12 protein-coding genes, 3 tRNA genes, 1 rRNA gene and 2 pseudogenes are annotated in these 14,357 nt (G+C 28.3%); 10 read left to right on the top strand and 8 right to left on the bottom strand.

Translation table 11 applies throughout. The features are described from left to right. Positions 1-25: 25 nt before the first annotated feature. Positions 26-1,765, bottom strand: a complete 1,740-nt coding sequence (argS, locus tag ICW73_00510) for an arginine--tRNA ligase (protein QNS01948.1) — start codon at positions 1,763-1,765, stop codon at positions 26-28. 356 nt (positions 1,766-2,121) lie between these two features. Between argS and ICW73_00515 the strand changes: the two genes are divergently transcribed. From ICW73_00515 to ICW73_00525, 3 genes are all read left to right on the top strand, one after another. After that, positions 2,122-3,675 (top strand): 16S ribosomal RNA (locus tag ICW73_00515). A 51-nt stretch (positions 3,676-3,726) separates the two neighbouring features. Then, positions 3,727-3,803 (top strand) — tRNA-Ile (locus tag ICW73_00520). A 31-nt stretch (positions 3,804-3,834) separates the two neighbouring features. Then, positions 3,835-3,907 (top strand) — tRNA-Ala (locus ICW73_00525). Between the two features lie 13 nt (positions 3,908-3,920). On the opposite strand, the pseudogene gloB reads toward ICW73_00525, so the two are convergent. Continuing rightward, positions 3,921-4,673 (bottom strand): annotated as a pseudogene (gloB, locus tag ICW73_00530) (hydroxyacylglutathione hydrolase). A gap of 65 nt (positions 4,674-4,738) precedes the next feature. Next, on the bottom strand, positions 4,739-5,209 hold the full coding sequence (gene rnhA / locus ICW73_00535; protein ID QNS01949.1) for a ribonuclease HI: 471 nt from the start codon (positions 5,207-5,209) through the stop codon (positions 4,739-4,741). Between the two features lie 50 nt (positions 5,210-5,259). On the opposite strand from rnhA, the gene dnaQ reads away from it, so the two are divergent. The 7 genes from dnaQ to ICW73_00570 all read left to right on the top strand — a co-directional run bounded on the left by dnaQ (position 5,260) and on the right by ICW73_00570 (position 9,446). Next, positions 5,260-5,973 carry a DNA polymerase III subunit epsilon gene (gene dnaQ, locus ICW73_00540; protein ID QNS01950.1) on the top strand — a complete coding sequence of 238 codons (714 nt, stop codon included), beginning with the start codon at positions 5,260-5,262 and terminating at the stop codon, positions 5,971-5,973. A 69-nt stretch (positions 5,974-6,042) separates the two neighbouring features. Beyond that, positions 6,043-6,116, top strand: a tRNA-Asp gene (locus ICW73_00545). Positions 6,117-6,217: 101 nt separating this feature from the next. After that, positions 6,218-6,802 (top strand): D-sedoheptulose 7-phosphate isomerase, encoded by a 585-nt coding sequence (lpcA, locus tag ICW73_00550; GenBank protein QNS01951.1) that lies wholly within the window; start codon positions 6,218-6,220, stop codon positions 6,800-6,802. Between the two features lie 111 nt (positions 6,803-6,913). Beyond that, positions 6,914-7,381: a xanthine phosphoribosyltransferase gene (gene gpt, locus ICW73_00555; protein QNS01952.1), complete on the top strand. Its 468-nt coding sequence runs from the start codon at positions 6,914-6,916 to the stop codon at positions 7,379-7,381. A gap of 118 nt (positions 7,382-7,499) precedes the next feature. After that, positions 7,500-8,081 carry a nucleotide exchange factor GrpE gene (locus ICW73_00560; protein QNS01953.1) on the top strand — a complete coding sequence of 194 codons (582 nt, stop codon included), beginning with the start codon at positions 7,500-7,502 and terminating at the stop codon, positions 8,079-8,081. A 399-nt stretch (positions 8,082-8,480) separates the two neighbouring features. After that, positions 8,481-8,960: an SsrA-binding protein SmpB gene (gene smpB / locus ICW73_00565; protein ID QNS01954.1), complete on the top strand. Its 480-nt coding sequence runs from the start codon at positions 8,481-8,483 to the stop codon at positions 8,958-8,960. A gap of 18 nt (positions 8,961-8,978) precedes the next feature. Then, positions 8,979-9,446, top strand: a complete 468-nt coding sequence (locus ICW73_00570) for a nucleoside deaminase (GenBank protein ID QNS01955.1) — start codon at positions 8,979-8,981, stop codon at positions 9,444-9,446. Here the strand turns inward: ICW73_00570 and ICW73_00575 are convergent. The 5 genes and pseudogenes from ICW73_00575 to lepA form a co-directional block, all read right to left on the bottom strand. Next, a complete protein-coding gene (locus ICW73_00575; GenBank protein ID QNS01956.1) occupies positions 9,430-9,810 on the bottom strand; it encodes a holo-ACP synthase in 381 nt (126 codons plus the stop codon). The two genes, ICW73_00570 and ICW73_00575, sit on opposite strands and share 17 nt — an antisense overlap. A 130-nt stretch (positions 9,811-9,940) precedes the next feature. Beyond that, a pseudogene (gene era / locus ICW73_00580) lies at positions 9,941-10,791 on the bottom strand (GTPase Era). Further along, positions 10,788-11,468 (bottom strand): ribonuclease III, encoded by a 681-nt coding sequence (gene rnc / locus ICW73_00585; GenBank protein QNS01957.1) that lies wholly within the window; start codon positions 11,466-11,468, stop codon positions 10,788-10,790. Before rnc ends, era begins: the two are co-directional and overlap by 4 nt. Positions 11,469-11,594: 126 nt before the next feature. Beyond that, positions 11,595-12,536 carry a signal peptidase I gene (gene lepB, locus ICW73_00590; GenBank protein ID QNS01958.1) on the bottom strand — a complete coding sequence of 314 codons (942 nt, stop codon included), beginning with the start codon at positions 12,534-12,536 and terminating at the stop codon, positions 11,595-11,597. A gap of 13 nt (positions 12,537-12,549) precedes the next feature. Next, positions 12,550-14,343, bottom strand: a complete 1,794-nt coding sequence (lepA, locus tag ICW73_00595; GenBank protein QNS01959.1) for an elongation factor 4 — start codon at positions 14,341-14,343, stop codon at positions 12,550-12,552. Between the last annotated feature and the right edge of the window lie 14 nt (positions 14,344-14,357).

Consider the following 14,357-nt stretch of genomic DNA (forward strand, 5'->3'; position numbering starts at 1 on the left):
CACTAAAAGATATCATGATGCATATTTACATTCTTTGGATTGTTGTTATTCCAAGAAGATTTAATCCTTTCTTTAATGTTTTAGCTGTTAAGAAAGATAATTTTAGTCTACTTTTGCAAGTTTTGATTTTTTTTGAAAACAGAATCGGACAGTTTTCATAAAAATTAGAAAAACAGGTTGCAAGTTGATATAAATATTTGCACATGACATGAGGTGTACCTTTTTTTGAAATTAACAAAATAATTTCTTCAAATTCTAAAATTTGAATAGCCAGATCAATTTCATTTTTTTTGCTTAATATAATTTTTTCTTTTATTTTTTTAATTGGAATAGTAGATTTTTTAATTATAGAAATAATTCTCGTATAAGCATATTGTATGTATGGTGCGGTATTTCCTTCCAAACTTAACATATCGTCCCAATTAAATATATAATTAGTATTTCTGTTTTTTGAAAGATCAGCATATTTTACTGCGCTGATTCCGATTTTTTTTGCTAAAATTACAAGTTTTTTTTTAGGCAAGTTTGGTTGTTTTTGTTTTATTATTTTTGTAGTTCTTGCAATAGATTCGTTGAGTAATGCAGATAATTTTATAGTATTGCCATCACGAGTTTTAAATGGACGTTTATTTTTTGATAGTACCATGCCAAATGTATGATGTTCTAATGATAAATTTTTAGGAATATAATTTGCTTTTTTAGCAATAATCCAAGATTGAATTAAATGTTGCTTTTGTCGAACGTCTGTATAGTATATTATACGATCAGCATGTAATGTTTGATATCGATATTTCAAACAAGCGATTTCTGTAGTTGAGTATAAAAAACCTTGATCTTTTTTTTGAATTATTACTCCCATTGGTTCACCTAATCTATTTTTAAAATCGTTGAGAAATACAACTATAGATTTATTACATTCAACAGCAATATTTTTTTGTTTTAAGTCCTGAATGATTTTAGGTAACATAGAGTTATACGTACTTTCTCCCATAATATGGTTGTTATTTAAAGTAACGTTTAACATGTTATATATTTTATTATTTTGTAACATAGTAATAGAAACTAATTTTTTCCAAATAGATAGACAATGCTGATCGCCATGTTGTAATTTTTTTACATATTTTCTTGCTTCTTCAGAAAATGATGCATTTGATTCGTATTTTTTTTTTGCTTTACAATAAAATTGCTCAAGTTGACTAAGAGAAATTTTATTTTTGTACAAACTATCGGTAATATTATGATTATTTAAGTATGCGATTAACATACCGAATTGTGTTCCCCAGTCACCAATATGATTAACTCTAATAACATTATGCCCCAAAAAACTTAATACTCTTGCACTAACATCTCCTATAATTGTTGATCGCAAATGTCCAATATGCATTTCTTTAGCAATATTAGGAGAAGAGTAATCTATAATAATATTTTTAGATGAGACGTAATCAATATCGAGACGTGGTGAAGAAAATATTTTTTCTAATTGTTGTGACAACCATTCTTGATTAATTAAGATGTTTATGAAACCTGGTTCAGAAAAACTCAGTTTTTTATATATTTTTTTGTTTTGAAAATTTTTTGTTATTGTTAAAAACACCGTGTATGGTTTTATTTTTAGTATGTTGGATATCTTAATAAGATTGTGAAGCTGATAGTGACCTGCATTAGTTTTTTTATTTGATATAATTAATGGATCTATTTTACATAAATCATAATTTTTATTTAATGTACGCTGAAAATCTTTTTTTATAATATTTCTTAAATTCATTATGAGTCCGTTGATGTTGTTTTTATATTATAATTATTAAATTACTGATAATAATTTTTTTATTTATTACAATGTTTTATATACTATATTGTTTTTTGTATTTATTAAATATTATTTTTAAGGAAGAAAACATCTATGATATTAAAATATATTTATTTAATATATTTAAAAAATAATTTTTGTAAAAATGTTTGACAATATAATTAAAAAAATGTAAAATTTGAAATCTAAAGTATTTGTTTTAAAAAATGTTCTTTAACAAAATATTAGACAATCTGTGTGGGCACAGAAAATTAAGTACAGTATTTATTTTTATAATCTTTCTCAAAAATTTTATTTTTGAGAAAATGTTGTACAATTGAAGAGTTTGATCATGGCTCAGATTGAACGCTGGCGGCAAGCCTAACACATGCAAGTCGTGCGGCAGCGAAAGAAAGCTTGCTTTCTTGTCGGCGAGCGGCAAACGGGTGAGTAATATCTGGGGATCTACCTAAAAGAGGGGGATAACTACTAGAAATGGTAGCTAATACCGCATAATGTTGAAAAACCAAAATGGGGGATCTATTAATAATAGACCTCATGCTTTTATATGAACCCAGACGAGATTAGCTTGTTGGTAGAGTAATAGCCTACCAAGGCGACGATCTCTAGCTGGTCTGAGAGGATAACCAGCCACACTGGAACTGAGACACGGTCCAGACTCCTACGGGAGGCAGCAGTGGGGAATATTGCACAATGGGCGCAAGCCTGATGCAGCTATGCCGCGTGTATGAAGAAGGCCTTAGGGTTGTAAAGTACTTTCAGTAGGGAAGAAGAAGGTAAAACTAATAATTTTATTTTTTGACGTTATCTACAAAAGAAGCACCGGCTAACTCCGTGCCAGCAGCCGCGGTAATACGGAGGGTGCGAGCGTTAATCAGAATTACTGGGCGTAAAGAGCGCGTAGGTGGTTTTTTAAGTCAGTTGTGAAATCCCTAGGCTTAACCTAGGAACTGCATTTGAAACTGAAGAACTAGAGTCTCGTAGAGGGAGGCAGAATTCTAGGTGTAGCGGTGAAATGCGTAGATATCTGGAGGAATACCTGTGGCGAAAGCGGCCTCCTAAACGGAAACTGACACTGAGGCGCGAAAGCGTGGGGAGCAAACAGGATTAGATACCCTGGTAGTCCATGCTGTAAACGATGTCGACTTGGAGGTTGTTTCTAAGAGAAGTGACTTCCGAAGCTAACGCATTAAGTCGACCGCCTGGGGAGTACGGTCGCAAGGCTAAAACTCAAATGAATTGACGGGGGCCCGCACAAGCGGTGGAGCATGTGGTTTAATTCGATGCAACGCGAAAAACCTTACCTGGTCTTGACATCCATAGAATGTTTTAGAAATAAAATAGTGCCTTCGGGAGCTATGAGACAGGTGCTGCATGGCTGTCGTCAGCTCGTGTTGTGAAATGTTGGGTTAAGTCCCGCAACGAGCGCAACCCTTATCCTCTGTTGCCATCGGTTCGGCCGGGAACTCAGAGGAGACTGCCGGTTATAAACCGGAGGAAGGTGGGGACGACGTCAAGTCATCATGGCCCTTACGACCAGGGCTACACACGTGCTACAATGGTTTATACAAAGAGAAGCGAATCTGTAAAGACAAGCAAACCTCATAAAGTAAATCGTAGTCCGGACTGGAGTCTGCAACTCGACTCCACGAAGTCGGAATCGCTAGTAATCGTGGATCAGCATGCCACGGTGAATACGTTCCCGGGCCTTGTACACACCGCCCGTCACACCATGGGAGTGGGTTGCAAAAGAAGCAAGTATCTTAACCTTATTTATAAGGAGAGCGCTTACCACTTTGTGATTCATGACTGGGGTGAAGTCGTAACAAGGTAACCGTAGGGGAACCTGCGGTTGGATCACCTCCTTAAAAAATATACTTTATTGAAGTGCCCACACAAATTGTCTAATAAAATTTAGCAGGCTTGTAGCTCAGATGGTTAGAGCGCACCCCTGATAAGGGTGAGGTCGGTGGTTCAATTCCACTCAGGCCTACCATTATAAAAATCATCTGATAAAAATCCCCTAAGGGGCTATAGCTCAGCTGGGAGAGCGCCTGCCTTGCACGCAGGAGGTCAGCGGTTCAATCCCGCTTAGCTCCAAGTATTTTTTTTCGTTAAAATGATCTTTTTTCAAGCGTAATTTTATAAAAATATCAAGCGGAGTATCTGTTATTTTGGAGTTAATTGCCTTTTTTACGACATTTTGATCAGTTCTTAAGAATAGATTAATTAATTTTTCGTGATATAAATAAACAGGTAGGGTAGGTTTGTTTGAAGAAATTATTTGTTTAATTTTTTTGTAATACATCTGAATATTTTTATCATTCGGTAAAATGGACATAGAAAAAATTATATTAGATAAAGTGTATTCGTGTCCGCAACATAACAACGTTTCCCTGGGAAACGAAGATATTAACTTTATAGAATTAAATAGTTTTAAATATTGTTTGTTATAAACACGACCACAACCACCTGAAAATAATGTATCACCGCAAAACATATATGGTTTTATATAATATGCAACATGTTCTGACGTATGACCCGGTGTATGAAAATTTAAGATTTCTTTATTTAAGATACGTATTTTATTATATTTGGTGATTGTTTTATTTAATTTATTTTTTTTTACATCTCTCGGACTGAAAATAGAAATTTTTGAATATCTTTTTTTTATTTCTTTTATTCCATTAACATGATCAGAATGATTATGAGTAAGTAGAATAGCTATTGGAATAAGTTTATTTTTTTCTATAAATTGGATAATTATATCTGACTGTCCTGGATCTACAATTATACAATGGTAACTTTTATTATATATAACCCAAGCGTAATTATCTTTGAGTACCGGAATGGCTTTTAGAAACATGATTTGTTTCTCTTAAAATTAGATAGTTTTATATATCAAATTATAACATTTTTTATTCCAATTATTCAAGATTTGCTTTTTTCGTAATACATATCTCTTTGTATAGGAGTACAAGCAGATCTACGAGCTATTTTATCACATCTAGAATTTTCAATATGACCAGTATGTGCCTTTATCCATAACCAACTGACCACATGTTTTTCAAGAGCAACGCTAATACGAAACCATAAGTCTTTATTTTTTACAGATTTATTATTTTTTTTTATCCAATTTCGATTTTTCCAATGAGGCATCCATTCAGTAATTCCCTTTTTTACATATAGACTATCAGTTGTAATTTCAACTATACAAGATTGTTTTAGAAATTCTAATCCTGAAATTACAGACATTAGTTCCATTCTATTATTTGTCGTTAAAATAAAACTGGATGTTAATATTCTTTCATGTAATTTATAACGTAATATCGTACCATATCCTCCTGCGCCGGGATTGCCTAGACAGGATCCGTCTGTAAACATTTTTACTTTTTTTAGCATGTTGATTACTCTCTCTAATTTATTTTATTATGTTTAAATACTTAAATATTATGAAAAAAAAAATCAGACAAATTGTTTTAGATACTGAAACAACAGGTATTAATCAAACTACACTTCCTCATATCAATCATAGAATTATTGAAATTGGCGCTGTTGAAATAATTAATCGTCGTTTTACTGGAAACAATTTTCATGTATATGTTCAAACAGATCGATTAATAGATCCGGAAGCATCAAAAGTTCATGGTATTACAAACGACTTTTTATTACATAAACCGTTTTTTTGCGATATTTATAAAAATTTTATAAATTACATTAAAAATTCTGAATTGATTATCCACAATGCATCTTTTGATATAGGATTTATAAATCAAGAATTAAAAATACTAAATTCTGATATAAAAAATATTTTAACATTATGTTCAGTAATTGATACATTAAAAATTGCTCGACAATTGTTTCCTGGAAAAAGAAATACCTTAGATGCGCTTTGTACTCGTTATAAAATTAATAGATCTCATAGAAAAACGCATAGCGCTATTATAGATGCGCATCTTTTAGGAAAAGTATATCTTGTTATGACTGGTGGACAAACATTAATACATTTTTCTGAAAATAATAAAAACGCTTTTTCTAAAGATATAAAAAAAATTGTTAGAAATAAAAATTCTGTTTTAAAAATAATAAAAGCCACGTCAAGTGAGCTGGACGCACATAAAAAATATTTAAAGTATATACATAAAAATTGCAAAATGAAATCTTAATTTTATTACATATAAAAAGATGATTGACTGAGTTTTGTATAATATGTACAATATTATTTAATTGAGTTTGGTGCGGTAGTTCAGTTGGTTAGAATACTGGCCTGTCACGCCGGGGGTCACGGGTTCGAATCCCGTCCGCACCGAAAGACGTTTTTTTGAAATTAAAAAAATATTAAATCGTATATAAAAATTTTTCATATTAGAAATAATCTATCTTAAAATTTAAAAAAATAAAAAAATTAACATGTACAAAAAAATTATCCATTCTGAGTTTTGTATTGCATCAAAAATACTAAATATGTTTTTACAAGATGAATGTCAGATAAATAATATCCAAAGAGCCGCTATACTAATTGCTGAATCATTTAAACGTGGAAATAAATTAATATCATGTGGTAATGGAGGATCACATTGTGATGCAGTACATTTTTCAGAAGAATTAACCGGTCTTTATCGTGAAAAACGCATAGGATATCCTGCAATATCCATTTCTGATGCATCGTATATTTCAGCTGTCGGAAATGATTTTGGATACAGTCATGTTTTTTCTCGTTTTATACAAAGTGTTGGTCGCGCTGGTGATATATTATTGGTGATTTCTACTTCTGGAAATTCTAAGAATATTATAAAAGCTATAGCAGAAGCAAAAAAACACGATATTCAAGTAATTGCATTAACAGGTAACAATAGCGGTAAAATTAAAGGATTACCGAATATAGAAATATGCGTGCCGTATTTTGGATATTCTGATCGCGTACAAGAAATGCATATCAAAATTATTCATATATTAATATTAATTATTGAAAAAGAAATGAAAACATTAGATTAATTTCTTAGATTCATTTTTTTTAAATAAAAATGCCCAACTAATATCCTATAATAATGAACGCCTACTTTTATTTTTTCTAATAAATACTATTTTATAGTTTCGGATTGTTTTATGAGTGAGAAATATATTGTTACCTGGGATATGTTACAAATATACACTAAAAAATTAGCTCATCGATTATTACGTATTCAGTCTTGGAACGGTATCATCGCCATCAGTCGAGGAGGATTGGTTCCGTCTGCAGTACTAGCAAGAGAATTAGACATTCGATGTGTAGATACTGTATGTATTTCTAGTTATAATAATACTTGTTTAAAAAAAAATAGAGAAATAATTAAGAAAGCCGAAGGTAATGGAGATAAAATTATTATAGTTGATGATTTAGTAGATACTGGTGGAACAGCAAAAATTATTCGAAATTTATATCCTAAAGCGTATTTTGTAACTATTTTTGCTAAACCTATGGGTCGTGTATTAGTCGATAATTATATTATGGAAATTCCTCAAAATGTATGGATAGAACAACCATGGGACATGTCTTTTTCTTATATTCATCCCTTAATCAAACAAAATAAGTGATTTTAAATTTCATTAATAAATAGTTAGAATATTTTTTTTCAACTGCATATAAAAATTTCTCAATAGATCTTTAAAAAATGTTTTTATGCATTTAAATGTATTATAGAAGGACATGTTAATGACGAAAAAAGAAAAAGAAAAAGCAGACAATCATGTTCAGAATGATCAAAATAAAGCAAACGTTACGACATGTATTGAAAAAAATGATACTGAAGATAATAAATTAATTTGCAATTTAAAAAGTCAATTACATGAATCTCAAGATGAAATAATTCAACAAAAATTGATTGCTGAAGAAGAAACTTTGAAAACTTACAATCGGGTAAATAAAGATGTTGAAAGATATCAAAAATTTTCTTTAGAAAAAATAATTATTAATTTTCTTCCAATTATCGATAGTATTGAACATTCATTAAATTTAGCAAAAAATGATCAATTACGTGATCAATACGAAATAATTGTGAGAAAATTAGAACATGTACAAGATATATTACAAGAGGTATGTAAGACTTTTCATATTTCAAAGATTAATTCTGTGAACGTGTTATTTAATCCTAAGATTCATCAAGCAATGTCTGTTTGTTATAACATTAATGTTCAAGACAATCAAGTTGTTTCAGTTATGCAACCAGGTTATATGTTGCATGAATCTCGTTTATTACGCCCGGCAATGGTAATAGTTTCAAAAGAAAAAACATAAATTTATTACATATAAAATTAATATATTTTATGTGTATGATTTTAAAAACAGTTTTTTAGTTTTCTAGAATTAAATTTTAAATTATTATAAATTTCAATTCGATTACTATTTTTTAATGACAATTTATTAAATTATGTTGGATATTTAAGTTTTTAGAAAACATTATTTAATTTTTATATTTATTTTTTTGAATATAAAATTTTATTTTACAGTACAATTGAGTTTTTTATTTTAAAATATTCTAAATATTAAGCAATACATAAAATAAGTGTTAAAAAATTATATTTTATTCAACATGATTTTTTACATTCTTTAGGGTAGCGTTATATTTTTTTTGTATAAAAAATATGTTAATTAAAAAATGTTGCGCTTTTATTACATTTTGGAATAAAGTGGATTATGTTGTATAAAAATAAAACATGTACAAATCTATCTAAAATAATTGTTAATAAAAAAGCATATTACAATTATTTTATAGAAGAAGTTTTTCAATCTGGCATTGTTTTAAAGGGTTGGGAAATTAAGTCAATTCGATCGGGAAATATTAACATTTCGGCAAGTTATATTATAAATAATCTGAATGAAATATACCTCTGTAATTCTGTTATTCAACCCTTATGTACAATTTCAAATTATTCTTTTTTTAATTCAACTAGAAAAAGAAAGTTATTGTTACACAAACGTGAAATTAATTTTTTGTCGATTAAGATAAAAAATATAGGATATACAGTCATTCCATTATCTTTTTTTTGGAAAAAGTCTTGGTGTAAATTAGAGATAGGTTTAGCAAAGGGAAAAAATATTTGTGATAAAAGAACAAAAATAAAAAATTGCAACTGGTCAAAAGAAAAATCAAGAATACTTAAACAAAATAAGTAATTTATTACAAATCAATTTATGATATATAAACAAGATACAAATTGGATGAAAATTGCTTTAAAATATGCATATTATGCTAGAAAACAAGGGGAGATTCCTATCGGTGCAATCGTTCTTTTGAAAGAAAACATTATTGGAGTTGGGTGGAATAGTTCTATTAATCAACATGATCCTACCGCTCATGCTGAAATTATAGCGTTACGAAATGCAGCAAAAAAAATTAAAAACTATCGATTACTAGACACGACATTATATGTGACTTTACAGCCTTGTACAATGTGTTGGGGAGCAATTATACATAGTAGAATAAAACGTTTGGTTTTTGGCGCTAATTCTAAAAAAATAGATGATCAATTTTTAAATAAAAATGTGTTATATAATAAAAAGATTAACTTAAAAATTACAAAAAATATCATGCAAAAACAATGTTCTAAAATACTAACTAATTTTTTTCAAAAAAAAAGGAATACTAGTTTTCTAAAATAACTATAGCACATGCGTATTTATTTTGATCAGATATGCTAATATGAATGGATTTGCATTGTATTTCTTCTAATTGTTTTAATGCATTTTTTAAAAAACGTAATTTTGGTTTACCGAGATGATTATGATAAGTTTCTATTTGATTAAATGAAATACCAAATTGAATACCTGTTCCTAATGCTTTTAGAGCGGCTTCTTTTGCTACAAATTTTTTTGCTATAAACTGTATGCAATGTTTAGTTATGACATATTTTTTTATTTCATTTTTAGACAAAATTTTTTTTATAAATTTATATCCAAATCTAAATAAAATACGTTGAATACGTGTAATTTCTATAATGTCAATTCCTACTCCTATAATAGACATGTTTTTAATTTTCCTAATTTTTAGATAATTTTTATATTTTTAAAATTAGTTAAAAATTTCAATTTTTAACTAATTTTAAAAAAATTAAAGTTAAATTATAGTATTAAATACAATACTTTATTAATAAAAATTAAATATTTATTTTGATCCATAAAAAAAGATGAATTTTTTTATTAAATTTTCTTCTTATATTGTACCGTGATAACATGCTAATTTTTTTTATGTTTTTTCCTTTATGTCCAATAATAATTTTTTTTTGTCCAAGATTGTCAACATGTATAATAGCTCTAATTTTCCAATCGCCAACATTCATTTTTTGAAATGATTCAATGCTGACTTTGATGATTGAAGGTAGTTCATCTCCTAAACATAATAAACATTCTTTACGGATAATTTCAGATATTGTAAAAAAATGTGAATTTGCTGTAGTATAAATTTTAGGATATATATGATTACATTCAGGCAAAAATGGTTTAATAATTTTATTGATGACAGAAACATTGTTACCAAATTTTGCTGAAATAGGAATAATATCAATAAAAATTATCTTTTTTTTTAAAAAATTTATATAAGGTAAAATAGTGTTTTTATTAGATATTTTATCAATTTTATTGATTAATACAATAATCGGAATATTTTTTTTTTTATATTTTTATAAATTGTTTCATCCTGTTCTGTCCAAAATATTTGATCTAAAACAAATATTATTAATATTGAGTGTTTTATCTGTTTTAAAATATGTTTTATATTTTCTGAAATATGATCATGTCGTTTAAAAAAAATTACACCGGGTGTATCTAAGTAAATGTACTGACAATTATTTTCTGTTAAAATACCAATTATATTTTTTTGTGTAGTGTGTTTTTTTCTAGAAACAACAGAAATATTATCTTGAATAATAGAATTAATTAATGTGGATTTTCCTGAGTTAGGTTTACCGATAATAGCTATATGTCCACAATATTTTTTTTGAATGTTCACTCTACACCTAATTTTTTTAAAGCTTTTTGTGCAGCATCTTGTTCTGCTTTTCTTCTGCTTGAACCTATCCCTGTTAAATACGTGGAAATCACACTAACCTCGCAATGAATAGTAAACAATTGATTATGTGCTTCACCATATACTTCAACTACAAAATATGTCGGTAAAGATAAATGTTTTGATTGCAAATATTCTTGAAGACGTGTTTTTGGGTCTTTTTGTACGTCACCAGGACTTATATTTTCTAAACGTTTTTCATACCACTTTAATATTAATTCTTCTACTGTTTGAATATTGCTATCCAAATAAATACTACCAATTAACGCTTCTACCGTATTAGCTAATATAGATTCACGACGAAATCCTCCATTTTTTAGTTCTCCTTGACCTAATTGTAAATATTCTCCTAAATCAAACTCATACGCAATTTCTGCTAACGTATTTCCCCGTACCAAAGTTGCTCGCATGCGACTCATATCACCTTCATTGATGTATGGAAAATGTTGATATAAAGCATTTGCGATCACAAAACTTAAAATAGAGTCGCCTAAAAATTCAAGTCTTTCATTGTGAATGGTACTTGCGCTACGATGTGTTAATGCTTGTTTTAAAAGATCTGTATGAACAAAATTATATCCCAATATTTTTTGTATTTTTTTTTTGACAAGATAGTTCATGTTATACCAATTTTAATAATGTATTAGTCACATCTGAAATAATAAACAATTAAAAAATAATTAACTTAAAACATATATAAAATTAAATTAAAAAATAATTATGTTTTGTATGCTGATTGTTATGTTTTAATTAATACTACCAATTCTATTCACTCGTATTCCAGTCGGCCATTCATTTTCATTTTTATCTAAACTCATCCAAATTTTAACAACTTTTCCTACTAAATTTTTTTCTGGAACAAATCCCCAATAACGACTATCCAAACTATTATCACGATTATCTCCCATTACAAAATATTGATTATCAGGTACAATCCATGTAAACTTCATCAAACCTTTTTGATGATAATAATTTTTTACATTACTACTAATGTGATGTAATAATAAAATGTGGTGTTTGTGATTGTTGATATTTTCTTCAGTAATATCAAGATGTAACGAATTGTATATTTTGTTTTTTTTAATAGAATTTTTAGGATTAAAAAAATGTATTTTTTGCACAAAATTACTTAGTTTAATTTTTTTGTAAACAATCGGTAATTTTTTAGAATGTATGTAATTAGAGAGATAGTTAGGGTAGATTTTTATACGCTTCTTGTGTATATCATATTTTATTTTATCGCCTGGTAAGCCTATAATTCGTTTAACATAGTTTATTTTATTTTGTATAGGATGTTTAAAAACCACTATATCACCTCGTTTTGGAAGATGATTACGAAACAATAATGTTTGTGTGATGGGTTCTTTAATACCATATGAGAATTTTTCAACTAAAATAAAATCTCCTATTAATAACGTTGGCATCATCGATCCAGAAGGAATTTGAAATGGTTCATAAATAAAAGAACGTATTATAAATACTAAAAAAAATACTGGAAATAATGATATTAAATATGTTAAATAGCGATTTTCGTATTTCAAATGAGATAAATTGTCTTTATGTGCATAATTATTGTTATTTTTCTTTTGACGAAAATAATTTATTATACGTTTCACACAATTAAATAACCAGAGTACTCCAGTAAGTATAGTCCCTGAAAATAAAAATATGGTTAAAATATCAGCCATTTTATGTCCTTTTTTATTTTTTTTGAATATTTAAAATTGTAAGAAATACACTTTTAGGTATATACACGTTTCCTATTTTTTTCATTTTTTTCTTTCCATCTTTTTGTTTTTGTAATAATTTTTTCTTTCTAGAAATATCACCACCATAACACTTTGATATTACATTTTTTCTTAATTGTTTAATAGTAGAACGAATAATAATAGAATTATTAATAGAAGCTTGAATAGAAATATCAAATTGATGTCGGGGTATTAAATTTTTCATGTTCTCAATAATTATACGTGCTTGATATTGTGCATTTCTATAATGTGACAAAACAGTCAATGCATCTATTTTTTTTGAGTTGATTAAAATATCTACGCAAACTATTTTTGAAATTTGAAAACATTTAAAATCATATTCTAATGAAGCATAGCCTCGAGATACTGATTTTAATTCGTCAAAAAAATTCAGTATTATTTCATTCATAGGTATATTATATTTTAGACATACTTGATTTGAATGGTATATCATATCAATTTGTATACCCCTTTTGTTTACACATAATTTTATTACGGATCCAAGAAACTTAGATGGCAATAAAATGTTACATTCAGCTATCGGTTCCTTAATATTTTTAATTTGATTTGAAGCAGGTAAGTCGGAAGGACTGTCTAAATACATTATTTTTCCATCTGTTAATTCTATTTGATACACAACAGTTGGAGCTGTTGAGATTAAATCAAGAGCATATTCTCTTTCTAAACGTTCATGAATGATTTCCATGTGTAACAAACCTAAAAATCCGCATCGAAAGCCAAATCCTAGCGCAGCAGAATTTTCAGGTTCATAAATTAATGCGGCGTCATTTAAACTTAATTTGTCTAATGCATCTCTAAATACTTCATATTGATTCGATGTTGTTGGAAAAAAACCTGCATATATTTGCGGTTTAATTTTTTTAAAGCCTGTTAAAGTAATTTTTGATGGGTTATTAAAATTTGTTAATGTATCACCAACACGTGCTGCATGAATATTTCTAATACCACAAATGATCCACCCTACTTCACCACATGATAAACAATTTCGACTAACTTTTTTTGGTGTAAAAACGCCTAACTCATGTACAATATATGTTTTTTTTGTGCTCATAACTTGAATGGTATCTTTCTTAGATATAATACCATTTTTAATTCTTATGAGCGATATTACTCCTAAATAATTATCGAACCAAGAATCAATAATTAATGCTTGTAGAGGAGCATACATATCCCCGTTAGGAGGATTAATATCAGTAATAATACGTTCTATTAACGATATTATACCTTGTCCTGTTTTGGCAGAACATTGTATTGCATTTAATGCAGAAATTCCAATAATATCTTCGATGTCTTGTGCAATTTTTTCTGGATGTGCATGAGGTAAATCGATTTTGTTTAACACTGGAACAATATCTAAGTTCATGTCTAATGCAGTATAACAGTTAGATAATGTTTGAGCTTCTATTCCTTGACTAGCATCAATAACTAATAATGCTCCTTCACAAGCAGATAACGATCTCGATACTTCATACGAAAAATTTACATGACCAGGTGTATCTATAAAATTTAAATGAAAAATTTCATTTTTTTTATTTTTGTAATCAATCGATACACTCTGTGCTTTAATCGTAATACCTCGTTCGCGTTCTAAATCCATAGAATCTAATACTTGATTAGACATCTCTCGTGTAGGTAAGCCACCGCATATTTGTATTAGACGATCTGATAGAGTTGATTTTCCGTGATCAATATGCGCAATAATAGAAAAATTTCTTATATTTTTCATTTTTTTTTGAACTT

The organism is Buchnera aphidicola (Pentalonia nigronervosa), assembly GCA_014622685.1.
Lineage (GTDB): Bacteria > Pseudomonadota > Gammaproteobacteria > Enterobacterales > Enterobacteriaceae > Buchnera > Buchnera aphidicola_BD.

Bases quoted from the DNA above. Each gene is read 5' to 3' on its own strand.
- lepB (QNS01958.1), bottom strand. From the start codon at position 12,536: ATGGCTGATATTTTAACCATATTTTTATTTTCAGGGACTATACTTACT.
- rnc (QNS01957.1), bottom strand. From the start codon at position 11,468: ATGAACTATCTTGTCAAAAAAAAAATACAAAAAATATTGGGATATAAT.
- dnaQ (QNS01950.1), top strand. From the start codon at position 5,260: ATGAAAAAAAAAATCAGACAAATTGTTTTAGATACTGAAACAACAGGT.
- lpcA (QNS01951.1), top strand. From the start codon at position 6,218: ATGTACAAAAAAATTATCCATTCTGAGTTTTGTATTGCATCAAAAATA.
- argS (QNS01948.1), bottom strand. From the start codon at position 1,765: ATGAATTTAAGAAATATTATAAAAAAAGATTTTCAGCGTACATTAAAT.
- ICW73_00570 (QNS01955.1), top strand. From the start codon at position 8,979: ATGATATATAAACAAGATACAAATTGGATGAAAATTGCTTTAAAATAT.
- ICW73_00560 (QNS01953.1), top strand. From the start codon at position 7,500: ATGACGAAAAAAGAAAAAGAAAAAGCAGACAATCATGTTCAGAATGAT.
- gpt (QNS01952.1), top strand. From the start codon at position 6,914: ATGAGTGAGAAATATATTGTTACCTGGGATATGTTACAAATATACACT.
- ICW73_00575 (QNS01956.1), bottom strand. From the start codon at position 9,810: ATGTCTATTATAGGAGTAGGAATTGACATTATAGAAATTACACGTATT.
- smpB (QNS01954.1), top strand. From the start codon at position 8,481: ATGTTGTATAAAAATAAAACATGTACAAATCTATCTAAAATAATTGTT.
- rnhA (QNS01949.1), bottom strand. From the start codon at position 5,209: ATGCTAAAAAAAGTAAAAATGTTTACAGACGGATCCTGTCTAGGCAAT.
- lepA (QNS01959.1), bottom strand. From the start codon at position 14,343: ATGAAAAATATAAGAAATTTTTCTATTATTGCGCATATTGATCACGGA.